Annotated in this window: 18 protein-coding genes and 2 pseudogenes; 5 read left to right on the top strand and 15 right to left on the bottom strand. The window is 45.7% G+C overall.

The genetic code is table 11. The features are described 5' to 3' along the window. Nucleotides 1-57: 57 nt before the first annotated feature. The 5 genes from ACFQ88_RS11015 to ACFQ88_RS10995 all read right to left on the bottom strand — a co-directional run bounded on the left by ACFQ88_RS11015 (nucleotide 58) and on the right by ACFQ88_RS10995 (nucleotide 5972). Nucleotides 58-1848, bottom strand: a complete 1791-nt coding sequence (locus ACFQ88_RS11015; RefSeq protein ID WP_379454127.1) for a helix-turn-helix domain-containing protein — start codon at nucleotides 1846-1848, stop codon at nucleotides 58-60. Between the two features lie 30 nt (nucleotides 1849-1878). Next, on the bottom strand, nucleotides 1879-2415 hold the full coding sequence (locus ACFQ88_RS11010) for a hypothetical protein (RefSeq protein WP_379454126.1): 537 nt from the start codon (nucleotides 2413-2415) through the stop codon (nucleotides 1879-1881). 71 nt (nucleotides 2416-2486) lie between these two features. Then, on the bottom strand, nucleotides 2487-3347 hold the full coding sequence (locus tag ACFQ88_RS11005) for a carbohydrate ABC transporter permease (RefSeq protein WP_379454125.1): 861 nt from the start codon (nucleotides 3345-3347) through the stop codon (nucleotides 2487-2489). A 23-nt stretch (nucleotides 3348-3370) separates the two neighbouring features. Next, the gene (locus ACFQ88_RS11000; RefSeq protein WP_379454368.1) at nucleotides 3371-4303 is read right to left on the bottom strand and encodes an ABC transporter permease; all 933 of its coding nucleotides are present in this window, start codon (nucleotides 4301-4303) and stop codon (nucleotides 3371-3373) included. A 118-nt stretch (nucleotides 4304-4421) separates the two neighbouring features. Next, nucleotides 4422-5972 carry an extracellular solute-binding protein gene (locus ACFQ88_RS10995; RefSeq protein WP_379454124.1) on the bottom strand — a complete coding sequence of 517 codons (1551 nt, stop codon included), beginning with the start codon at nucleotides 5970-5972 and terminating at the stop codon, nucleotides 4422-4424. Nucleotides 5973-6287: 315 nt separating this feature from the next. Here ACFQ88_RS10995 and ACFQ88_RS10990 point away from each other — a divergent pair. Further along, nucleotides 6288-6943: pseudogene (locus ACFQ88_RS10990) on the top strand (IS1595 family transposase); the annotation flags it as partial. Between the two features lie 138 nt (nucleotides 6944-7081). After that, nucleotides 7082-7597: an NUDIX domain-containing protein gene (locus ACFQ88_RS10985; protein ID WP_379454123.1), complete on the top strand. Its 516-nt coding sequence runs from the start codon at nucleotides 7082-7084 to the stop codon at nucleotides 7595-7597. Nucleotides 7598-7909: 312 nt separating this feature from the next. On the opposite strand, the gene ACFQ88_RS10980 is transcribed toward ACFQ88_RS10985, so the two are convergent. Continuing rightward, nucleotides 7910-8107: an AraC family ligand binding domain-containing protein gene (locus tag ACFQ88_RS10980; protein WP_379454122.1), complete on the bottom strand. Its 198-nt coding sequence runs from the start codon at nucleotides 8105-8107 to the stop codon at nucleotides 7910-7912. Between the two features lie 247 nt (nucleotides 8108-8354). Continuing rightward, a complete protein-coding gene (locus tag ACFQ88_RS10975) occupies nucleotides 8355-9632 on the bottom strand; it encodes an erythromycin esterase family protein (RefSeq protein WP_379454121.1) in 1278 nt (425 codons plus the stop codon). A 161-nt stretch (nucleotides 9633-9793) separates the two neighbouring features. On the opposite strand from ACFQ88_RS10975, the gene ACFQ88_RS10970 reads away from it, so the two are divergent. After that, nucleotides 9794-10369, top strand: a complete 576-nt coding sequence (locus ACFQ88_RS10970; protein WP_239633593.1) for a DUF3892 domain-containing protein — start codon at nucleotides 9794-9796, stop codon at nucleotides 10367-10369. 143 nt (nucleotides 10370-10512) lie between these two features. On the opposite strand, the pseudogene ACFQ88_RS10965 reads toward ACFQ88_RS10970, so the two are convergent. The 6 genes and pseudogenes from ACFQ88_RS10965 to ACFQ88_RS10940 all read right to left on the bottom strand — a co-directional run bounded on the left by ACFQ88_RS10965 (nucleotide 10513) and on the right by ACFQ88_RS10940 (nucleotide 18507). Continuing rightward, nucleotides 10513-11267: pseudogene (locus ACFQ88_RS10965) on the bottom strand (Nif3-like dinuclear metal center hexameric protein). A 284-nt stretch (nucleotides 11268-11551) separates the two neighbouring features. After that, the gene (locus tag ACFQ88_RS10960) at nucleotides 11552-12118 is read right to left on the bottom strand and encodes a histidine phosphatase family protein (RefSeq protein ID WP_239633591.1); all 567 of its coding nucleotides are present in this window, start codon (nucleotides 12116-12118) and stop codon (nucleotides 11552-11554) included. Between the two features lie 409 nt (nucleotides 12119-12527). Next, entirely contained in the window at nucleotides 12528-12851 is a 324-nt protein-coding gene (locus tag ACFQ88_RS10955) for a hypothetical protein (RefSeq protein WP_379454120.1), read from the bottom strand. 157 nt (nucleotides 12852-13008) lie between these two features. Continuing rightward, nucleotides 13009-13218: a hypothetical protein gene (locus tag ACFQ88_RS10950; protein WP_379454119.1), complete on the bottom strand. Its 210-nt coding sequence runs from the start codon at nucleotides 13216-13218 to the stop codon at nucleotides 13009-13011. A 64-nt stretch (nucleotides 13219-13282) separates the two neighbouring features. Further along, nucleotides 13283-13906: a hypothetical protein gene (locus ACFQ88_RS10945; RefSeq protein WP_379454118.1), complete on the bottom strand. Its 624-nt coding sequence runs from the start codon at nucleotides 13904-13906 to the stop codon at nucleotides 13283-13285. 545 nt (nucleotides 13907-14451) lie between these two features. Beyond that, nucleotides 14452-18507: an FIMAH domain-containing protein gene (locus ACFQ88_RS10940; protein ID WP_379454117.1), complete on the bottom strand. Its 4056-nt coding sequence runs from the start codon at nucleotides 18505-18507 to the stop codon at nucleotides 14452-14454. A 469-nt stretch (nucleotides 18508-18976) separates the two neighbouring features. Here ACFQ88_RS10940 and pyrE point away from each other — a divergent pair, with 469 nt between their 5' ends. Beyond that, a complete protein-coding gene (gene pyrE, locus ACFQ88_RS10935) occupies nucleotides 18977-19648 on the top strand; it encodes an orotate phosphoribosyltransferase (protein WP_379454116.1) in 672 nt (223 codons plus the stop codon). A 439-nt stretch (nucleotides 19649-20087) separates the two neighbouring features. Here pyrE and ACFQ88_RS10930 read toward each other — a convergent pair whose 3' ends face one another. Both ACFQ88_RS10930 and ACFQ88_RS10925 read right to left on the bottom strand, forming a co-directional pair. Then, entirely contained in the window at nucleotides 20088-20630 is a 543-nt protein-coding gene (locus ACFQ88_RS10930) for a DinB family protein (protein ID WP_379454115.1), read from the bottom strand. A gap of 73 nt (nucleotides 20631-20703) precedes the next feature. Further along, nucleotides 20704-21651, bottom strand: coding sequence for a helix-turn-helix transcriptional regulator (locus ACFQ88_RS10925; protein WP_379454114.1), 948 nt, complete (start codon nucleotides 21649-21651; stop codon nucleotides 20704-20706). Nucleotides 21652-22052: 401 nt separating this feature from the next. Between ACFQ88_RS10925 and ACFQ88_RS10920 the strand changes: the two genes are divergently transcribed. Further along, nucleotides 22053-22751 (top strand): YHYH domain-containing protein, encoded by a 699-nt coding sequence (locus tag ACFQ88_RS10920; protein ID WP_379454113.1) that lies wholly within the window; start codon nucleotides 22053-22055, stop codon nucleotides 22749-22751. The last annotated feature ends 257 nt before the right edge of the window (nucleotides 22752-23008 follow it).

Here is a 23008-nt window from a genome sequence, read left to right as displayed (position 1 = left end):
CCCGAACTCCCGGTCTTGCCGCCGGTACGACAGCTCTTTCCGCACAATGAAAAAGACTTATTCCTTCGCGTTATCCCTGTACTTGCTCGGCGTCATGCCGACATTTTTCTTGAAAATCCGGCTAAAGTAGCTGTGCTGATACCCAACCCGCTCAGCAACCTCGTTTAGCTTCATATCCGTGCTGCGCAGCAGCTCCTTCGCTTTCGCCAGCCTGATTTCCGTTAAGTAATCGATAAAATTAATACCGACAAGCTGCTTAAACATTCTGCTTAAAACATACGAGCTCATATGCTCCGCCTCGGCGATCGATTCAAGAGAAAGCTCTTCCATGTATTTCTCGTGAATGACCGTGACAATCCGATCCACGGCTTGCTGTAAGTAAATGTCCTGCTTGCGCCTCGTTTCACGCAGGAAAGGGTGAATAACGCGGGCCAGAAACCATTTTTCAATCTCCTCCGGTTCCTTGATCTGACACAGTTGATCGTATAGATTCACGCCCTCATACAGGCTGTACAGACTCGTGCCCATCTGCATAATGGCCCTGAGCACGGAAGCGAGCAGATGCAGCATGCCCTGTTGCACCCATAACTCCTTGCCGGCATTCATCCGCAGCTCATGTAGAAAGCGGGAGAGAGCTGCCGTCGTTTCCTCCTCTTGCCCCATTCGGATTCCGTGAAGCACTTCCTTCTCAAGGTGAAACGGATATTCGGAGCTTTTCTCGCTTTCCGAAACCCATTCGCCCAGATCGAGAATCTGGTTATGCTCCTGCAGGTCGCGGAACCGCAGCACTTGTCTCGTTTCCTCCATCATAGCCGGAATTTCCTTGATCTGAGCTACTGGCTGGCCCAGCCCGATCGCCACCCGCAGGTGTAGAAGCAGATTCAGCCGGTACGTCATATCCTGGAGCAGCGCATGAATACGTTCCCGGGTCCGCTCGGGCGGCTCTGAGGCAGGCGTGCCGATCAAAAGACCGATCGTCAGGTTCTGGAAATTAATCGAATCCGCCTGTTCGAATGCGCCGGAAGCGAGCTCCTGAACAATGTTCGCCGCGGCGAACGTCACCAGCACCTCGTCTCCTTCGGAGAATCGCCCCTCCAGGCTGGAAAAACCAAGCAGCTGCATAAAGATCATTGTGAACTGATGATCCCTGACCTCCCAGCCCAGATTGGCCATCTGCTCTTGCAAATCCGCTTCGGACAAATAGTACAGATATCCTTGCGACAGCTGCATCAGAAAGCCTTGGCGGACTTGGGGCAGCTGACTTTCCAGGCGGGTCTGCAGCGTCTGGCTTTCCCGCGTGACCCGGTTCCATACCGTTTCGATCATTTCAAATTCATCCCCCGCTTCCAGATGGGCGGAATCGTTCCTGCCGCCCAGCAGCTGAACAAGCCGTTCAACCGGCTGATACAGACGGCGGGAGGCAAACCAGGACAGCACGACGGCGAGAAGAATGCCGAAGCAGCTGAAGCCGATGATAACCCTGGAAATGAAGACGAGCGGGCCCGTCAGTGCGGTAAGCGGCGTAGCCGATACATAAATCCAGTCGGTGCCGAGCCGATTTAGGGTCACGGAGGACACCGAATATTTTTCCTTCCCCCAGGAGAACATGAAGTGCTCCTGATTTCCCCCGTCCTGCAGCACGTGCTTGCGCAGTGCCTCATCCAGCTCATGCCCCGCTCCCCCCTGTCCGAATGGCGCAATCCACTGGCCGCTGCCTTGGATCAGGAAGGAAGTTCCCTCATTATGCGGGGTCAAAATCGTGACGGCTTCTTTCAGCTTGGCCGCATTGACCGTGACCAGAAACACACCGAATGGGCGAGGACTCCCACCGGGTATTTTATGAATCAACGACAGGTTCGACGATTGGTCCGCCTGCTCTTATTCCTCCTCGTCCCCTGTGAAATTGCTCCACATGGCCTGGTAAGGCTGCTTAATTAGAGCATCGAATTTCGGCTGTTGCGTCGGATTCAGCGGATAATACCCTTCCTCCGTAAAAAGCAGAGGGTACGGATCTTTCAAATATAAGGTAACCTTGTCGATCAGCGGGTTCAACTGCTTCATGACCAGCAAGGTTTTGAAAATATCATGCACCTGACTGTAACCGTAAACAAAATCAAGCTTTTTCAGCTTATCGTCGAACTGCGGATCGAAGGCCCAATGGGACAGCGACGATTCCAGTCCGAACAATTGGTCGTCGATGCTTTTCTGTGTCTGCTCGACCTGCTGCTGATGAAGTCTGTTCGTTTCGTTGGCAATCTGCTCGCTGCCGACAAAGTAGATGCCCGTACCGATAAAAAGCCCCGGCAGGCTGGCAATGATAATGACCATAATCAAGCTCCGCCGGAAAAAACGTCCTTTTTTCTGCGTAGGGGTTTCGTTAGGTGCGTTCGTTACGCTGCGGTTATCTGAAAGCACAAGCACCCTCCTCCCAATTTCTCTTTATAACATTCGGGATCAGGTACAGTGTGTCCTTCCACCGAAACGAATCACCCTTTGACGGAGCCGACCATAACCCCTTTGGCAAAGTGCTTTTGCAAAAAGGGATAGACGCACAGAATCGGGATTGTTGCTATGACAACCGCAGCCATCTTCAGCATTTCGGCCGGCGGCGGCTGAAGCAGCGGGTCCGCTTCCGCCAAAGGATTTTCGGCGAGCATATTTTGCAGAAGCACCTGGATCGGCCACTTCTGATAGTCGTTCATGTACAGCAAAGCCGAGAAGTACGAATTCCAATACTCTACCGCGTAAAAAAGCCCAAAAGCGGCGATCGCCGGCATCGACAGAGGCAGCACGATACGGAACCAGGCCGTCACTTCGTTGCAGCCGTCAATTGCGGCCGCTTCGTCAAGGCTTTCCGGAATATTTTCAAAAAAACCTTTCATCAGTACCACATACCAACCGCTCGACAGCACCGGCAATATCAAAGACCAAATATTATCAATCAGCCCCAGACTGCGTACCAGCATATAATTCGGGATGATGCCCGGACTGAATAAAATCGTAAATAAAATAAGCATGAGCGCTACCCGTCTTCCGAGCAGCCGCTTTCTGGACAAAGCATAAGCCAAGGACGCAGTCACAACCAGACTGCATAAGGTGCCGACGACTGCCAAGAAGGCGCTGACGCCTACCGAGCGAATCATGGACGGATTGCTTAACAAATACCGGTAAGACTCCAAAGACCAATGCTCTGGAAAAAGTACGATCGTCTTCGATAAATACTCACTTGTTTCTGTAAATGAAATGACAAACACATAATAAATTGGAAAAACAGTCACCAAAGCGACAATACCCAGAACAAGTACATTAACTCCATGGAATATTCGGTTCCTGCGGCTGCGCTCCATAGCTTTCTCCCTCTCCTTCTCTCTTAATATATTCCTTCCTCGCCAAACCGCTTGGCAAGACGATTCGCACCTATGACCAGCATCAGACCAATAACCGACTTGAACAGTCCGACCGCCGTGCTGAAGCTGAACTGCCCCTGTTGTACACCAAGCCGGTATACATACGTATCGAACACTTCCGCTACATTCGAAACCGCTCCGTTATACATCAGGAACACCTGCTCGAAGCCGACGTCCATCATATGACCCAACCGGAGGATCAGCAGAATAAAGATGACGTTGCGGATCGCAGGCAGGGTAATATGCCACATTTGGCGAAAACGGCCCGCTCCGTCCATCCGGGCTGCTTCATAAAGCTGGGGATCGGTTCCCGCAATCGCCGCCAGGAACAAGATCGTGCCCCAGCCAGATTCTTTCCAGATCGATTGCACGGTCAGGATGATCCAGAACAGCTTGGGATCGTTCAGAAACTGGATTTTCTCCATGCCAAACACCGCCAGCGATTCATTCACGAAGCCCCTGGAAACGGACAGCAGCATAAAGGTCAAGCCCGCTATAATAACCCATGACAGAAAATGGGGCAGGTAAACGATCGATTGGACGATCCGTTTGTAAATCTCGCTGCGCAGCTCGTTCATCAGCAGTGCCAGTACGATCGGCAGCGGGAAGAAGAACACAAGGCTGAGCAGGTTAATCATCATCGTGTTTCTAAACAGCAGCCCGAATTGGGGATCAGAGAAAAAGCGTTGAAAATGATCGAAGCCTACCCATGGGCTGTGAAGGATACCGGCAATAGGAGAATAATTTTGGAAGGCGATGACAACGCCCCAGATCGGGATATATTTAAAGATCAAGAAAAACAAAAAGCCGGGGATCGCCAGGCAGTATAAATATTTGTCGCGCAGCAGCCTTTTTCGGATATGTGTTAAGCTGCTTTTTTTGTGCGCCTTGGTCATCTTTCCGGAATACGCGGCATAATCGGACATGCTGTTATTCCTCCTTCTTCAGATGCTGTAAATGACGGGGAAGCCAGCCCCTTCGAATTTCTTTAAGGAGCCGGCCCCTCTTCTGATGTTATTTCCCTGTACGCTGTTTGTAAGATGTATTGATTTCCGCCGTAATTTTGGTCATTTGCGGATTCGATTTCAATTGATTGACGAAATCGTCCCACGCGGTGATCGGGCTGACGCCAAGAATGACCTTCGTTTTCACATCCTGCGCCTGTTTCGCAAGTTCGGGACCATAGGATTGGAACGTCTCCGAATAAAGACCGATACTTGGATCAGCCTTGCTTGTTTTGGCACGCTCATCCTGAAGCTTGGTGTACAGATCGATACTTTCTTTCGGGAAGTTACGGTGGAGCGTGTTCGCATAAGGGTCAGCAACATATACAATCTGGTTGTAGTTGTCGATACCCGAAGCGGTGTACTTATCTTTAATCAGCTCTTTATTGCCGCTTTTGACCGTATAGTGGGTACCTTCAATGCCCCAGGTTTGCAGGTCAAATACTTCCGGAGTCATCCATTTATCGATCATCTCCATAATTTTGTTAAGCTTCTCCTCCGGCACCTGCTTGGAAATAGCCAGCATACCAAGGAAGCCTGGGCCCTTCGGATTAAACTGATTGATGTACGTTACCGGATAGAACGCCTGGTGATCGTGAACGGAAGGATCTACCTTACCGAGCTTACTGATCATCTCCTGCATGTTCCCAGTTTTATCGGCGATCATGCCTGCTTTACCGGAGGCGTACAAATCATCCACCTGGCTCGGTTTCAGCGAAGCAAAGTCGGCAGGGATCAAGCCTTCCTTATAGGCTTTGTTTAAAAACTCCAACGCGCTTCTCGTCTCCGGCATCATATCGGTATAAACCAGGCTTCCGTTCTGATCCTTCCAGTTTCCCGTCGCACCGGTGAAGCTGTTGATGACAATACCGAGCGTACCCATATCCGCAGCATTTACGTTGCCGGCAAATCCGATGGTGTCGTTCTTGCCGTTGCCATCCGGATCTTTTTCCTTAAAGGCTTTCATTACGTTATACAATTCGTCGGTCGTCGTCGGCACCTGCATACCCAGCTTATCCAGCCAATCCTTTCGCAGTGTGAAGAAGCGGGCGCCCTCGGCTCCGCGAGGCCGCGGAACGCCATAGTTTTTGCCGTCCTGCATCTTTGTCGCTTTCCAAGCCTCGGCCGGGATCTGCTTACTGATATTCGGATATTTGCTGTACAGCGAAGTGATGTCCCAGAATGCCCCCTGCTGAGCCATAGAGCGGAACATTGTGGAGAACGGGTCGTCGATCATCACTACATCAGGAATGTCCCCGGAGGACATGCTGACGTTCAAACGCTCTTTATAGTTATTCGCCGAAACCCATTGAATATTTAGCTTTGTATTCGTTGCCTTCTCAATCGCTTTTTGAGTTTCGCCGTTAGGATCCGGCGGATTCGCGCTTGTAAATGCGCTTATAATGCTGATTTCCGTCGGCTTGCTGCCGCTGCTGCTGTCACTCCCGGATGCAGCCGGTGCCGGATTTTGTCCGCAGCCGGACAATGCGGCCGTGCTCATTAAAGCCATAGCGATCGTCGAGATCGTCAACCTTTTTTTCTTCCCCCAATTTCTTTGCATACAGATCCTCCCGTTTCATTTCGTATTGGCATTGTGCAGAAGCTTGTGTGGATGGTGTGAAAATATCGCTTCGATGTCCTGAACTTTAACGGAGAGAGCCCTTTCCAACAAGCCCATATTTTTGTGATTTTCGCAATAAAGGTAATTTGCACATTTTTGCATTTGTCATTTTTCTGCAAAAGGATGTGGAAATATGCGCTATACAACGGATTTTCAGCTAGTTTAGTGTTACAACCGCTTGTAGCATGAACGCAAAGCAGAACGACAACGTAGAAGCGCCTGGCTGATGATAGTTCTTTATAGTCTACTACGCTGAAATGTGCGGAGTTATTGCGTAATGAGGTTACTCACGTAACTCTGTTTTATTGGAGACATAAAATTCTTTCTGCTCTAAAACAAATCCCAATCAGAAACTTCCAGGGAATCGTCGAAATGGATGAGACCTACTTCTTGTTCTCTGAAAAGGGCAAAAGGAATATCACTGAACGGAAGTCCCGTAAACGTGGTGGTAAAGCCAAATACCGTGGCATTAGTAATGACCAAGTATGTGTATTGGTTGCTCGTGACCCTCAGAAGATGACTTTTTCTGGCGTTTTTGGGCGTGGTCGTATCGTTTAAATGAAGCTATCGGCTGTAACCTAACCGAGTCGAATGTGCTTTGTACCGATTCTTGGAGGGCGTTCAGTTCCTATGCTAACACAAAGGGATTAACCCACTACCGATTCAAATCCGATGGTAAACAGCGTGTCAAAGGCGTTTATCACATTCAGAATGTAAACAGCTATCATAGTCGCTTGAAACGCTGGATTGACCGATTTAATGGCGTTGCGACCAAGTATCTACAACATTATTTGGCTTGGTTCCGTTACTTAGATAGCAAAGAGCACGAAAACACAACATCAAACAAGAAAAATATGTCGGTTACGTCTTGCCTATTTTCAGTTAATGTCTCAAACACTAATCTTCTCTAATGAGACCTTGTTACAGAAAACAGAAGATTTATTCTTAATAGGAATAAACTATAAATACAATATATTTAATATATTTCACTTATGACTATACTTGAACTACAATCAGTACAAATACTGGAATTAGAAAGGGGTTTTACATTGTCCAATAAACATTCTGTATCTGCTGGTGGGCTAGTGTTCAGAGATGGCAAAATATTATTGGTTCAAGTAAATTACGGTAGTAACAAAAGGTTATGGATGATTCCTGGTGGAATTGTTGAAGCAGGTGAATCACTAGAAGAAGCTGTAATAAGGGAGCTTAAGGAAGAAACTGGTATATCTGCTGTACCAACAAGAATAATTGGGGTTCGAAGCGGTGTACGCCAAGTAGGTAACTCTATTGAAACAGGAATATATGTTGTATTCGAAATGGATTATTTGTCGGGTGAGACAAATGCTTTGGATATCAATGAAATTTCAGGCATTAAGTTTGAATCAGCTTCTGAAATATTGGAAAATCCCGAAGTTATTGACTTGACTAAAGAGTTTATTAAAGCGGCAATTAAATCTAGTGCAGGATTATACAAATCCGTCAAGGAAGTTAGCTCTAACACGAAGTACATATCTTATAATGTTTATGCCATTAGGAATGAAGCTAATAGCAAAGCTAGATAATCAGCCATTAAAAGACCGCTTTTTCATTCAGCGGTCTTTTAAGTATTCAAATATCAACACTAAAAGAAAACAAAGCCATTATTTTAGTCCTGCTCTTCCCTAAAGCAATAGTTTACTTTTACGCGGCAGGCTGTTTACTAGCCAAGATTCCCTCACCAGCTTCGTTTAAACCCCACCTAGACCACTTCGAACGTGCTTCCTTTGCCCCGATCGGTCAGCTGTTTTTGTTGGCCGGTGTAGTGCTCACGACGACTCTTTCAGAATCGGGAACGCCGATGTCGAACGATTTGTGAATTTCATTGGAATCGATAATCACAAGTCGCCTTGGCGAACCGTGTATGACCGGTCTTTAATGAAAAAACCGCGAGCCCCGGAGATTAAGTACAAAATTTCATAATGATGATGGATATGATACCGATTCATGGTGAAATGTCCGGTTCGATTCGAGAATTCGATATGAAACGGGTCGGTCGGTTTTCCATACCATATTTTCTTATTGGGTGGCAGCATCGCATTCTCACCTTTTCTACTCGGATGAATCTATTTATAAAATTTATCATAGAAAAATATGGACGGGCTGGATACACGCTCCATGTACTATTTCACAGGCAAGAACATAATATTTTTATAGCATTTTGTCCATGCAACGAGCCTAGTACGTGTCGTCGATGTCTCTCCCGAGAGTCATTTGCAAGTAATAAAAAGTCCCTCCGTTAGTCCGGAGGGATTCTATCGAGATAACAAAATTCACAAGAGATTAAACAAACAGCTGCTCTACCTCAAGCGGCGTTAGCGCTCTCGAACGATCGACATAAATAAAAGCATCATATCGCATATCAATAAGTGTAGGAACGTAATTCCCTCTTTCCCAACGTGGATGATATACGACGCCAATCGCCCGATGACCGATGGGCTTCTGGGTTGGCCAAGACCAAGACGAATGAGTGTCGAACATAAGAAGCAGATCATCCCCGCCCATGCGATGAAGCAGCTCCTCCCAGCTGCCGGGAATCGCAGGCGGTACTGTCATGACTTCCAGCGGAGCTCCCCATTCCTTACCGGCTATGACCGAGCCCTGGTACGTCCCTAAGCCAACAGCGTAGACGTGCCCGTCGTACTTTTCCCGCAGCAGCTGACCGATATTGACCATGCCTTCTTCCACCATATCCGTTGCGCGAGCATCGCCAACATGTGTGTTGTGAGCCCATACGATACATTTTGCCCCGTCTCCGTGAAACTCTATCAACTTCTCTAACACGTTGACCATATGCCGGTCCCTTAAGTTCCATGATTCATTATCATGCCTAATCATAGTACGGTAATAGGCTTCCGCACCTTGTACCGCCAATGCATTAAGCTCAGCGCTTAGGGTCAGCTCTTTTTCTTCCCGCTGGTTCGGTTCAATCTGCTTCCATCGATCCTGCAGCCGTTTAAGCAGCTCGATTACCTCGTCTTCACAGCCTTCCCCGTACAGCGACGCGGAAATTCCGTACGACTGCTCACTCTGACCGTATGGCTCAAAACACTTCAGTGCGTTCTTGACTGCCTGGAGATTATTCGGATCTTTCGAATGAAAATAGTTCACCAGCTCGTTCATGGATTCCCACAAACTGTATACATCGATTCCATAAAAACCGATTTTTTCTTCCTCCGGCCTATCCAGATTGAATTCGCGGAGCCATTCCGCCAGATGGAGCACTTCTTCATTCGCCCACATCCAGCTGGGCCAACGGTTGAAATCCTGTAGTGCCTCTCTAGCGTTCGAACCGGCATCCGGATATCGCTTCACGTATCGATTCAAGGTAAAGCAGGAAGGCCAATCGCCTTCTACAGCAATGAATCGGAAGCCTTTTTCGGTTATTAACCGTTTAGACAGCTCCGTACGAATCTTATAAAATTCCGAAGTGCCGTGGGATGCCTCTCCAAGAAGCACAAAGTCCGCTTCCCCCATACGATCGATTAGCCTACTATATGATTCTTTATCGGACAAGCTCAGGGCTAGCCTGCGGATAGCTTCACTGATTTCATTTGTCATATCGGTTCTCCCTTGCACTTCATTGATATTTTATTTTGAGAAAAAGAATGTTTCTCTATGCTGTATAGGTTTAACCGTTTTGTAAAAGATAATTATATTATTTTTATCATCGAAAAGGAGCTGACTTACTAATGCCCAGACGTAGAAGATGGCAACCACAAATGAATCAGAATCAACTTAGCCCGTCGGATTCGGTTGCGCCAACTCATAATGAAAACTTTGCTTGGAATGGAATGCCGATTCCTCAAATTAGCTCACAGGAAAGCACGAGGTTTATAGCACAAGCACAAGGTAACCCACAGACGTTCCAAGGTGGAATGCCTGTCCCGGGATCAACTGGCGATCCTAATGCCGTTTATGGGCAGCGAAATACGGGAATTAATAATGCCGATGCCCGTAATGTAGGCTACCAAGGCGGATATTCCGGTTATAACAAGCTTGGTCAACCGGTGCAGTACGGTACTTTTATGCGGGACGGGACGCAGTACGGCAAAGGTCCGCATACCATTGACCCTAACAAAGCGATCATCCAAGCAGTTCATTATGAAAATGGAGGCATAAGTGCAGTTCAGTTTCAGGACGGTTCCGTTGCGGATATTGCATCGGCTATCGCATTAGCGGAAATGGGTCTCATTGAAGATGTTAATACAGGTAAAAACCGTGAGGGACAAAAAACACTAAGATCTTATCCCGACGGGAACCCAGATAATAACCTTTCCAATCTGCCGCGGTTTTAAATAAACTTATTAATTTCAATAATAAACACCACGCACCAATCCTGTGCGTGGTGTTTCCAATTCCGTTAACTTCCAACTCTCGGGTTGGCCAGATTGCATCCCGGTTCAGCCGTCTGAATGGCAAGTGCTTAGCTAAAGTGGGGTTACTCTACATGTTCCTCTTCAAGATATATGGTCTCAATCTCGTTAAACTGAGTTTTCAGCCTCTCCACAAGAGCTTTAACACCAAAGACCTCTGTGAATGTATGACTTCCAACAATCAGATTCATACCAATGAATTTTGCATATTGAACAGAGTACAAAGATTTTTCACCCGTTATATACACATCGCAATTCGCTTCTTTTGCTTGTCTTATTAAGTCCGTGGAATTTCCAGCACCTGTAAGTACACCGACCTTCTTAATAGACAAGTTGGAGTTTTTCCATGCCTTTACATCCTCACCCAATGAATTGGCGATTCTTTCTACTAGCTCTTCAAAAGTTATGGATTCGTAATACTCACCAATTCCAATGATTTCTTTGTTGTTTTTATAGTGTGTCTGCTGAATTATTTTTATTATCCCGATTTCTTGTAATAACGAGTTGCAAGTACCAAATTCAACAAAATCCAAAGGGAGGTGTATATAAAAATGTGAAATTTCATTTCTCTCAGGTCTCTCATACATTGTTCCTTTACGCCATAGAGAAACCCCCAAGCGTCATGGTGAGTAATAATGAACTGAACTCTATTGTCCGCTGCTCTGCGAATCACGTCTGGAGTAAGATTCGTTGTGAACCCAACTCGAATGATTTCCTGTGATAGTGGGTTATTAAAACCATACTCATCATTCTCTTTAAATTGTTCAACTAAGTTGCCAAAGGAGCTTTTAATGAATGCATTGAAGTCAGTTAGATTCATCTTATTCCCCCCTGTTTGGTTCACGAACCTTTTTAGGGTTTGTACGGAATCCATGTTTCCATGCCCAAATCGGATTTACAATCGCTATAATTCCATATGAAAATCCAGCAGCAAAAAAAAATTGTCAGAAAAATTAACGTTTCCAAGTAACACCTACTTTCATAGCTGCCACATACACCAATTTCCCTCATTTTATCATATTTGCCACGTTACTTTAATGAAAAAACAGCCGATCATGCCGACCGACTGTGTCATATCATTATAGTACTATCGTACCCGTTAGCTTAATCATTCCACATTCTTGTTACTTCTTCTAATTCTAAGTCCTCGAATTGCATTTTATAGATATCTGGTTTCTTTAATTGATTCAAAAACTCCAAGCCAAAAGCTGGATCAAAATGGTTCATCATCAAAGTCATTACAAGACCATGAGTCCCGATTGCTATTTTCTTCCCTCTGTGCTCTTTTAGTATGGGCTTTAGAACTGAGATTGCTCTTTTCTGACAATCAGCATTAGACTCTCCACCCGGCAAGGTATAATTAGGGTCATTAAAACTCTCTCTGATACTAGACATTAACTCTACATTTTCAATAGTATTAGATGCAAAATGACGTTCTCTAAGATCTTCAAATACTTTAATATCTAACTTTAAGTGCTCGGCCAATCCCTCAACACTAAGAATTGCTCGATTATAAGGACTTGATATAATCATGTCTATTCCTTCACCTATAAGTAACTTCGTTACTTTTTCAATATCGATCTTTCCTTTTGGGGTAAGCCCTCTTGTTCTTTCATTTCCTTCATTGTATGGTGATTCTCCATGCCTAACCATATAGATAATTGTCTTCATACAGGGCTCCTTTAGATGCTTTCATTAAATATCACACTATGATTTCACATAACGTTTATTCACAAGGTTTATAAAATTATCCAACTCAGAAAATATTCGAGAAATAATTGAACTATCCTGCCCAGTAGCTTAATGACAGAAAGAGCAGCTGCCGCGGCGGCAAACTGCTCCTGGATGGAATTGACCTAACGTACCCGTTAGCGTAATGACTTATCTATTAAGGGTTGTTCGAAACCCATGGTTCCATGCCCACATCGGATTGCCCACTAACACATAACGCGGTTACCGTACTATGCCGGCTTGCCGCGTTAGTATGAGAATGAAACCAGGGAGCAACTGCCACGTCTAACAGCTCCCTGACTGATAAAACTATCGTGCCCGTTAACTAAACAATAACTACGAGCGTCAGTCAAACTTTGTGTTTTGGGTCTATAGTGAACTTAATCAACAAGGCCCCTCGGTATGTTAAGTTACCTGAACTTCCAATCAATATCTCTTCGTACTCTGTTTTCGTAAAATAATCAGCTGTATTTAATTCAATAATTTCATTTGTTGTGTATATATAAACTGTAATTTTTTCTGAATAAACAAATTTACGTAGTTCTTTTTTCTTTTTATCTATTATTTTTGCTTTTACTACTTTTTTGGACAGGTTGAAGTTTCCAAATAAATATATAAAGATAAATGCAAGTGTTAATCCTATTATTATTTTGACAATATCTAATAATCCCATTTTTCACACCCGACCGATAGTATTTCAGATGACACTATTCATTGCTTGATTATGTCTAATATACCCGTTACTTAAATGAAACTAGTTCCATTCTCTGAATCCATTTAGGAGTTTCTTTTTTGAGAAAGCGGAGTATTATTCTTCATTTGATACCTGGCTAATATTTCAGGAAGACTTTTTTCGTGATAACCATACCATAAACAGATGAATGAATTTTTTCTAAATCTGCCGGATCAAACATGGTCAGTTTCTCAAAGAATTCAACTTCTTCTCCGAAGTGTTCTGTTAATGCTATTATTAATGTTTCTTTTTCTGTATCAGACAAATCTGCAACAGCCATGATAATCTTATTTACCAATTCATTCATATGCAACCTCTCCTTGAAGGTAACCTTGAGCTATCGTACCCGTTAGCTCAATCATTTGAGGTCTTTAACCTACCTTCAGATTGAACCACCTACAGTATTTCAGAAATAACATTTCTTTAAGATTATCATCAGTCATGCATAATACCTTTTCCAATGAATGCTTATAAAACTCCAACAAATCTGTCTCAATGGCTTGAAGCTTAATAATTAAATCATTCCGGTTGTATTCTATATAAAACATTTTCTGTAATTCTCGCTCCGACAAATCTTTTCTAAATGTGCCAGTATAATCGTCAGACCAAACTCTTACCGAATCATTTAAGTATTCCAAAGTGGGGAATGGATCATGACCAAGCCATACATCCTTTTTACTTTGGATCGCTTCTAGTACGTCTCTCCAATTCTCAAGTCCACAACAACAACTCGGAAGTATTACTTTATTTTTCTTCGCAAAGGCTATTCCACCACTTAATGCAATTTCATCAAAGGTTATAAGTTCATTTAATACCTCAGCAGGCTCTCTATCCACTTCTATGTTGTTATACCCGCAAACCAACGACAAAAACAGGCCGGCATCTTCCGACGTAGAAAATCTGGAAAGATAAGTGGTTTCCTTGTATTCAACTTTTGATATCCAATAGGGCTGCTCAAAATATGGATCTTGTATTACAGCACTAACTCTTCTCATGATTCTAACTCCTCATGATTTAAAATGTCTAAATACAGATTACCATATTTTCGCTTTAACCCATTAAACTAATCTGTCCGTTACTTCAACGAAAACGGCAACCGATCGTTTAGCCGGCTGCCGTCATGTCTGATTGAACTATCGTACCCGTTAGCTTAATCCGAAAGTCGGATTACATTCTATCTTAATGCTTTTTCATCACTTGGAAATGCAACCTGTTCTAATACCCAAGGTTCTTCCCCTTTTCCGAGTCGTATGGATTATTTGCAATAATCCAAGCTTCCTTATAATCATCAGAATATTTTTTCTGTAACCTTCAAATACGAAGTTGTAGATGTATATGACCCGTTAATAGTACATCCTCCAAGTACAACAACCGTGATAATCAGAAGCTAACCGATATTCCTTATTCTTAAAACCACCGTTATTACATACTTTGCTGACCCCGTCCTATAGTCAAAAAAGAGCCGATGGAAGCGGCCTCACCGGCTCCATCGGCTCTTACAGTTCATTCAACAAGTACACGCTTTATGCAATCCCTTGCTTTAAATAGCTTTCCATACCGCAAGCAAAGCGTCTGCCTTTTGCTGGAGCAAGCTTTTCCCTTCAGCCGATATATGCTTCTCCATCGCTTTGTTGTTCAAATGCTTCAGGAAGTCTTCCATATGCTTGGATGCTTGTCGGAGCGATCCCTTATCGTATTGAAGCTCGGCCTGCATCAAATTATTCTGCAATTGCGCTGCTAACGGAGCCCGCAGCTGCCCGGAAGCCACAAGATCCTGAACGGCCTGCCGGACAACGGATAGATTGGTCTGCGTCTTGACCGTCAGCACCGGACTAGGGTCCGATGTATTGCCCTTGCCGTCTTTGGCTACAATGTGGAACGAATACGAGGTGTCCGGCGCAAGTCCGGTCACGTTATACACAGCTTCCGTAACCGACCCGTATACCGTATCCGTAACCGTTGCATGCAGCTTGCCGTTCATCCAGACATCGTACTTCATTGGTCCCGAGCCGGCATCCGTCACCCTCGGCCACGCAAGCTCCACTGACGTATCGGTAACGGTAACGGCGCGCAGACCGCCAGGGGCCGTAATGGCATCCTTCGTTGTAAATTGCCATACGTCCGAGCTGATCCGGCCGCCATACGCATCCTCCGCTACCGTGTACCAGGAGTAAGTCTTAAGCTCTCCGAGACCGTTCCAATGCACCTGTGCGATTTGCCCGCTGGATACTTTAGCAACGGAGCCGATTGCTTCGTTCGTCAGGAGTTTTGCTTCGATATAGTCAGTCGCTACCCGTTTCTCTTTCGGCGTCAAGTTCAACGTTAACGTCACTTCGTCCTTGCCCGGATATTGATCCGGTTCATAGTAATTATAATCGTTCTTGTAAGGAGAGTACGTATTGACATACAGGTTGCCGCTTTCCGTATCAAAATGCAGCAGCTTCATGTACCCGAGGCCACCTTCCTCAAAGCCTTGATAATCGTTAAGCATTTGATATACTTTACGATCGGGCTGACCGTCGCCATTGTCGTCCACCTGATCCGTTAGGAGCGCGCTGCCTGTATAATGGCCGCTGAACACGGCAACGACATTGCTATTCGGGAGAACTACCTCTTGATAAATCGTATTGCCTGTCTCGGACCGGGTCCCGTTAGGCTGCAAATAATCATGCAGGCAAATGATGGCTGTGCGCTCCGGATACTGCGCCAATATGCTGTTCATCCAGGCGATTTCCTCGCTGCCGATGCTCCAGCCCATATACAAGAACAAATAATCGTTTCCGTTCGCGGAGATCAAGTCGTAATGGCCGCGGTTGTTCTTATAAGAATCTCCGTAATAAGGCTGCCGCTCAAAGCGGTCCGCTCCGAAATATTTGTAATAGGTCGTATAATCGCTATCGGTCGTCCCGACATCATGATTGCCTGCGAGTACGCCGTAAGGGATGTTGGCATCCTCCAAAACCTTCATATTGGCGCTGGCTCTATCCCACTGGTATGCCGCCGTCGGCTCATTCACCAGATCCCCGGTGTGAACGACATAGCGAATGTTCATCTCGCTAGCCTTGTCTTTGATCCAGTTCACCTGCGATTCATAGATGTGCGGGTACAGCTCGGAATAAAACTGGGTATCCGACATCCAGACAAACGTATAGTCATAATCCCCGCGCGCAGGAATCTGGTCCTGTACAATGACATCAACCTTCCGATCCCTGACATAGTCACGGGCGGTCACTTTGCCCCGCAAGGTAAAATCGTCCTCCGTCGACGGGACGAAGGAAGCGGCGTCCGTCCATTGGCCCTGCGCATGGTTCCACGCATACATCGTCACCTTGCGTCCGGCCAACGAATGGCCTTTCCATACGATCTCGATCTGATCGTCATTGCTTACACCCTCATCGAGCTTCACCTGCATACGCAAATACGGGAATTGTGTAGTAGAGTCTATCGTCGCATATTGGCCGTCCACTGCCAACAGCTTGCTTGCTTCCTCCTCCGTCAGCTCGGTTTCACCTGCCGGCTGAAATACGGAAGGCGGCTCCCAGTCTGTCGCATTCGTAAAGAAGCGAACGCTGTCGCGGTTGGCTGCGCCGTACTTATAGCCCTTGTAGAAAGTAACCTTCATATCGTCGCCGGTCGGGTCATTGACACGCACTTGGAGTGCAGGGTTCAAATCGACGCCGACCGCCCCGTCCGAAGGTGCTGCTACTGCAGGCTCGTCAGGTGTCTCCACCGGTGTCGTAAACCGCACGCTCTTCTCCGCACGATTGCCGACGCGGTCCTCCGCTTCGATCCTCAGCTCATGGCTGCCGGGCGAGAGCGTTGCTGACGAAGCCCCGTAAGGAGTCTGAATTCTCTTCCCGTCCAGCTGCACCTCCACCGTCTTGACGCCGGCTACCGGGTCGACGGCCGCTGCCTCAATCGTAAAGGCGCCTTTGTACGCCTTCCCTTCCTCTACGCTCGTACGGATTTCCGGTGCGGTATTGTCTACCTTTACCCGAACCGTTGCCTGGCTTTGATCCGGAGCGCTCACCTTAATCTGATGGTCGCCGTCCGCTGCGGCAGCCGTATTCCACGGATAAGCAAGGGAAGTCAGCTTCTCGGACGGAATAGGGAACGTAAAATACACCACCGGGAGGAACCGCCCGTTATCCCCGATATCCAGCAGTTTTGTCGGGTCCTCATAGCCGTTAGCCCGAATCTCCGTTCCATCCGCCAGCAGCAATCTGACATTTCTCACATCGTAGTCGTCCAGGTTCGTTTCCGGATTATCTTCGAAATACGGCCTTACGCTGCTGCCTGCACGGATTGCGATGACATTGTCCCCCTCATGCAGCTTAGATGGATCAATAGGGGCGATGACCGAGCCGAAATCATTGACCGCCTGATCGGCCATGTACAAAATTTCACTGCCGGAGGTCACGGCGTTTTTGCCGTTCATTCCCTGGGCTTCGAAAACGAAGTAAGCCGGTTTTTCCAATGCGCGATAAGTTCCGCTTACGACGGATCCGTCGATAGTCAGCTGCAGCTGCAGCGGGTCCGTATGCTTCGCAGACGCTTTAAGCAGCGTCGGTCCTTTGAGGATACTGCCCTCCGCAACATTCAATCGCGGGCTTGCATCGTTGCCGTCGAGATCGATGCGATACGTATCGCTTGTCGTCTCATGAACACCGTCCGTTGCTACGAAATAGTAGTCCAGGTAAGCATTGCCAATCAGGTCCAATAGCCCTATCGTATGATGGTATTTGGAATCCTGGCGGCTCAGCTTCATATTAAACGGTGTAAAGCTGCCGCTCTTCTCTGTCTTGACCATCAAAGTAAGCGTCTTAACCCACGTATCGTCCTGCGCTTCGGCGATGATCTCCACGCCTTGAGCGGGATCAGCCGATGCCCCTGTCTCATTGCGGATGACAGGAGCCGTCGTATCCACAATATGCAGCGGCTCTGACGGAACTTGACCAGGATCGACGACTCCCGGTGTAGCTGGAAGTTGGCCTCCGCTGGTCAGCGCCATTTTGTTGCTGCCATCTTCCGGATATCTGTAAAAAATCCCCTTGTCCGGTGCCGTGATCTGTTCGCCTTCGTTATAAAAAGCGGTCACAATCTCATGTCCGGTATTCGTAGCAACGACTACCTCACGCATCCGTGTATTGGCCATCCCGCCCGAATGGATGAGTACTATGTCCTGATTTTCCACCAAATTTGTCTTGAAGTGGGCGTTGAAGTCCGCCACGGTCAGGTGCGGGTTGTACGTGTTAATAATCCAAAACAACAGCGTATCCCGTGGCTGCACAACGACATTATCAGGCTCGAAGGCCCACGTCGATTCGCTTTCCAAATAGCGGTATATGATTTTATAATCCTTAAACGAAATCGGCTTGTCCGTATTGTTATATACCTCTATAAATTCATAGCCGTCGGCGCCGTTAACGTTGGACGTATCCGGAACGAGCTCCGTAATCAGCAGATGCGGGGTGGTGCTTCCTACGGCAGCGGCTGCCTGTGCATATACGGGACCGATCGGGGTTACCCAGGAAATGATCAGCGTGATAGCTAACAAGAAACTTATCGTGCGGCGAACGGATTGCGTCCTCTTCATAACTTGCCTCCCTGCGGTTTTTTGTACTAATTAAGGAATCCTGTCACTTTGTTTGAACGCAAAAAAAGACCATGAATCACCCCCAGTTTTCTGCTTCTGTTTCTTTCATTGAAAGAAATGGATCAGCAGGAAAGGGTTTTTCTCATCGTCTCCAACCCGAGCTTCCCAGTTATAAGCGCTTACAACAATATAGTATACATTCCAAAAGAAGGAAAAGCTATGCTACTTTTTACTCTAATATTACTCAAAATTGTCTTCGCTACGCATTTATAAAGGGAAGGATCATTCCCATCCAAACGCACGAATTAGGTATTCAAGCTATCTGAGGTCATAACGGCAATAGCAGGTGATGCAATATCATGCAAATAAAAGGAACCGCTTTATATCACGACACAAAAACTAACGGGCAGTTTAGTTCCTAAATATGTTAATATACGAGAGAAGTTTTAATATTTTAGGGGGTATTGAATTGAGTAAAAAAGGAGATTTTATTGAATTTATGGTTAAATCGAATGCTCTTATATTCGGCGACTTTGTAGCTAAGAGTGGTAGAAAGACACCATACATGATTAATACAGGGAATTTTCAAACTGCGAAGCAAATTACTATTTTAGGCGAATACTACGCTGATTGTTTACACTCAAACTTGGATAAATCCGTAAATGTTCTCTTCGGTCCTGCCTACAAGGGCATCCCGTTGGCGGTAACTGCTTCTGCTGCTTTATACAATAAATATAATAGAGACATCTCGATAACATTTAATAGAAAAGAGAAGAAAGATCATGGTGAAGGAGGACAAATCATAGGGTATATACCTCAAAATAACGATTGTATTGCAATCATTGAAGATGTGATTACTGCGGGTACAGCAGTAAGAGAAAGTATAAATTTACTGAACAACACAGCAGATGTAAAGATTACAAATTTAATCGTTTCAGTTGACCGTTTAGAGAGGGGACTGAGTAATAAGACGACGATTCAGGAACTAAATGATGACTATGGCATTCAAACCAATGCCATCGTAACCATAGAAGATATAGTAAATTATCTACATAATCGTGAAATTGACGGAAAGATTGTAATTGATGGGATCATGAAAAATACAATAGAAGATCATCTCAATCTTTATGGAGTTAGATAACGACAATGTAAGATGACACAAACAAAGTTGCATAATCGTTTGTGCCACAAAAGACGCTTCGGGACATTCGCCTTCGGTCCACCCAAGGTGGCAGACACCTGCATTTCTACACCCCGTGAGCGATGTTGTTCATAACGACCTTAATGACAACAATGTGCTGGCGTGCGGCAGGGACAGCTTCCGGATCATCGACTGGGACGCCCTGTCCGGCCAGGGTGTAATATCATTTCTAGAAAGCTGTTCTGCAGATCTCGGATCTCAGATTACCTGGGTAGAAGAAAATATAAATACTATATAAAGCCAGCCGGCACGGACTCAAGTACTACAAAGTGAAATATTAATGTTTCGACATCCACATGAGAAGTACAACGCCAATCCTACATCGGCCATGCTGGCCAATAGCACTCTGCATCACCTCGCCCCCTTCTTTCGTAGTCATTTATGCGTTATTTCCTATAAAAGTTTTCAAAGTCTCCAGCTGCAATAGATGATGCCTGTAATGCATTTCTACAAGCAAAAACCACTCAATGGCGCTCAGTGCACCGAATCCGGGATGAAGAATTTTTTTGCTTTCGTGCACTTTACTCAGAGCGGATTCAGTACGTTTCATACGCTCTACTACACCACGAATACCTTCTGCCAGCTGCTCTTTACTCTCCGGCTGTTTCGGGGTGTATTGCGGTGAAGCGGGGACCCGAATCCGAACGGGCGGAAAGCTTCCCAGTTCAAAGGCTTCCTTGCCCCTCTCCGTTTTTTCCTCCATAGCATCTATCGTTGCATTACCTCCAGCCAAGCATTGATCTACATTGTTTAAATGCATGAATTGAGCCGATTGAATCAAATGCATATACATTTGACCAATCGACCATTCCTCCTCGTTCGGTTTTTTTATCAGTTGCTCCATATCGAGGCCTTCCAGTTCGATCAAATAACGTTCTACTATCGTTTCAAATGCCTGTGATGCTTCCGCTGTACTTCTCATGAATCAATCCACTCCTTATTATTTATTCTTGAATATAATCCCAATATAAAATAACGCTCCTGACAACAGTGTGTCAGTAGCGTTTTAAAATTTTTTCGGCTTCTTCCCGAATCCGATGTCGGAAAGTCTCCGGTTCCAGCACCTCGACATCCCCGCCCCAGCCGAGGAGATAAGGCAGCAGTTCCTCCGGCTGACGGACAAGAAAGTTGACTAAAAGACCGTCCTTCCGCTCCTCAATCGATTCCATATAAAAATAACAAGTCTCAGCGATTTTGTCCGCGATTTCGGGATTAGCCCGAACCAGCACCCGTTCGTTACGGTCGTCCGGCTGACGGTAATTGTTAAGGTTAAATCCATGTGGAATGAGAAAGCGATCTTCCAACACGGTAAGCCCCATCATCCGTGACAACCGGAAATGCCGAGTTTCCTGCCGCAAGTCGCAGCGTGCAATCAAAATCCAATTTCCCTGAACCAGCACCAATCCGTATGGAGCGACATCACGCGTGCTTTTCCGATTGCCGTCCGTTTCCGGCATTTTTTTCAGATACGTGATACGTAATTTACGGCGTTCCATAATCGCCCGCCTCGCTTGTCCGAGATAGTCCTTTTCCTTCCAGCTGGTTACCGGCTCGCCGGCTTGAAGAAGCCGCATCGTTTCCCGAACGCGCGTCGACTCGTCTCGTACTGGTTCAGGCAGGATAGCTTCAATTTTGCGTCGAGCCGCTTTAGATACACTTACGTAATCACCATCCAACCGCTGCTCGATAAAGTCAGCCCCCATAAGCAAGGTTACGGCTTCTTCAGCAGAAAACCCGATCGGTGGAAGAAAATATCCATCCATTAGGGAATAACCCTGCCCGGGAGCCCCAAGGATCGGAACCCCCATTTCACTAAGAGCCTGTATGTCTCGATATATTGTCCTCACGCTTGTCTCAAACTGAGACGCCAAGTCTTCCGCTCTCAATAACTTGCTCCGTTGTAGCTCAAGCATTATGGCGAGCTGCCGTTCGGTTTTGTTCATTATCTGTTCCCCCGATGTCCGTCATGCAAGTCCATTCTACCATATCAAACTGAAAGCTAGTTGAGAAGACGGCAGCTATATTAATCAGCTGTCGTCTTCTCGATTTTATTGAGCTATCGTACCCGTTAGCGCAACGATGTAGATTGTTTAGATGGCCAACCCGTCAATGGCATTTCTAATTGTTAACGCCATCACCCTTGCTGATGTTTTGGTAAATTCCTGAAAAAGCCCTTCTTGCACCCCTAGGGCGAGAATGATTTCAATTGGAAGTAAAACAGCTTCATCATGGTCTGCTGAAAACTGAAGTTTACCATCAGCAGTTATAGAAAATATAATTGCTGTAATTTAATTCCCATGGTAATATCTACTAGGTATTTTGAATCATACTAGGAGGTCGTACCATGATTCTCAAAAAGGCAATTCTTACTGTTGCACTACTTAGTCTATCTTTTGCATCAATTTCAAGTGCCCATCCTGGAAGGACTGATTCTAAAGGTGGTCATACTTGCCGGACTAATTGCGCAAAATGGGGTTTAAAGGATGGTGAGTATCACTATCATAAGGGTGGTGGCTTTTTCATAGGCGTAGATATCCCAACGAATGAACCTACACCCTCTACATCTGATGTTGAAGAAACTACTCCTTATGGGTATGTTAAAGTTACTCTTCCGACATTTAAGATTTATATTAACTATAAAACTGGAGCTTCAGACGCTCAAAACTCTACTTTAGAATACCCATTTTTTTTGTACAATGATATCATCTACGCACCGTTGAATTATGATATGTGTTCAACTCTTACCATTGAAAACACTTGGTCAAATGAAGTGGGCTTATCATTAAGAAAAACTGACACAGAGATTGGGGAGGGTGTGCATTTCCAACGTATTAAGGCATCCTCTACTCAGCCTACAAACATGTATGCGCACCTTCCAACATTCAATATTTTTGTCAATGATGTATGGGTGGATAATGTGAATGAAGAATATCCATTTTTAGTTTATAATGATGTAACATACTATCCAATGACTTGGCATTTTAATAGTAAATTTGGTCTAACCACTGGATTAAAAGACAATAGGTTCGATATTTTTAAGTAGATTAAGGGCTGCCATTGGCAGCTTTTTATTTTCCAAGTAAAATCTGAGTTTCATATGAACTTCTTGTATTTGCAACTCTATGGTAGCGGGTTGTCCATCCGAATCGACGAAGAGAGCTACACTTTCAAACCAATTGGAGCAAATAACATCAAAACGGCTTCACTTTGTAATGAAAAAAGGTAAACGCTCTAGCGTTTACCCTTAGGTTGTCTTCCACTATCAGCTACCACCTGTTCCGAGATGCCAGCCCTTCCCTA

Source organism: Paenibacillus sp. NPDC056579, from assembly GCF_042793215.1.
In the GTDB taxonomy this organism is placed as follows: domain Bacteria; phylum Bacillota; class Bacilli; order Paenibacillales; family NBRC-103111; genus Paenibacillus_S.
Note: the sequence above shows the minus strand (reverse complement) of the source record. Positions and strands in the feature narration are given on the sequence as shown.

Excerpts from the sequence above, each read along its gene's own strand:
- ACFQ88_RS10955 (WP_379454120.1), bottom strand. The coding sequence starts at position 12,851 with ATGGGATTATTAGATATTGTCAAAATAATAATAGGATTAACACTTGCA.
- ACFQ88_RS11000 (WP_379454368.1), bottom strand. The coding sequence starts at position 4,303 with ATGACCAAGGCGCACAAAAAAAGCAGCTTAACACATATCCGAAAAAGG.
- ACFQ88_RS10975 (WP_379454121.1), bottom strand. The coding sequence starts at position 9,632 with ATGACAAATGAAATCAGTGAAGCTATCCGCAGGCTAGCCCTGAGCTTG.
- ACFQ88_RS10925 (WP_379454114.1), bottom strand. The coding sequence starts at position 21,651 with ATGAACAAAACCGAACGGCAGCTCGCCATAATGCTTGAGCTACAACGG.
- ACFQ88_RS10940 (WP_379454117.1), bottom strand. The coding sequence starts at position 18,507 with ATGAAGAGGACGCAATCCGTTCGCCGCACGATAAGTTTCTTGTTAGCT.
- ACFQ88_RS11005 (WP_379454125.1), bottom strand. The coding sequence starts at position 3,347 with ATGGAGCGCAGCCGCAGGAACCGAATATTCCATGGAGTTAATGTACTT.
- ACFQ88_RS10920 (WP_379454113.1), top strand. The coding sequence starts at position 22,053 with ATGATTCTCAAAAAGGCAATTCTTACTGTTGCACTACTTAGTCTATCT.
- ACFQ88_RS10950 (WP_379454119.1), bottom strand. The coding sequence starts at position 13,218 with ATGAATGAATTGGTAAATAAGATTATCATGGCTGTTGCAGATTTGTCT.
- ACFQ88_RS10970 (WP_239633593.1), top strand. The coding sequence starts at position 9,794 with ATGAATCAGAATCAACTTAGCCCGTCGGATTCGGTTGCGCCAACTCAT.
- ACFQ88_RS10930 (WP_379454115.1), bottom strand. The coding sequence starts at position 20,630 with ATGAGAAGTACAGCGGAAGCATCACAGGCATTTGAAACGATAGTAGAA.
- ACFQ88_RS10995 (WP_379454124.1), bottom strand. The coding sequence starts at position 5,972 with ATGCAAAGAAATTGGGGGAAGAAAAAAAGGTTGACGATCTCGACGATC.
- ACFQ88_RS10945 (WP_379454118.1), bottom strand. The coding sequence starts at position 13,906 with ATGAGAAGAGTTAGTGCTGTAATACAAGATCCATATTTTGAGCAGCCC.
- ACFQ88_RS10960 (WP_239633591.1), bottom strand. The coding sequence starts at position 12,118 with ATGAAGACAATTATCTATATGGTTAGGCATGGAGAATCACCATACAAT.
- ACFQ88_RS10980 (WP_379454122.1), bottom strand. The coding sequence starts at position 8,107 with ATGCTGCCACCCAATAAGAAAATATGGTATGGAAAACCGACCGACCCG.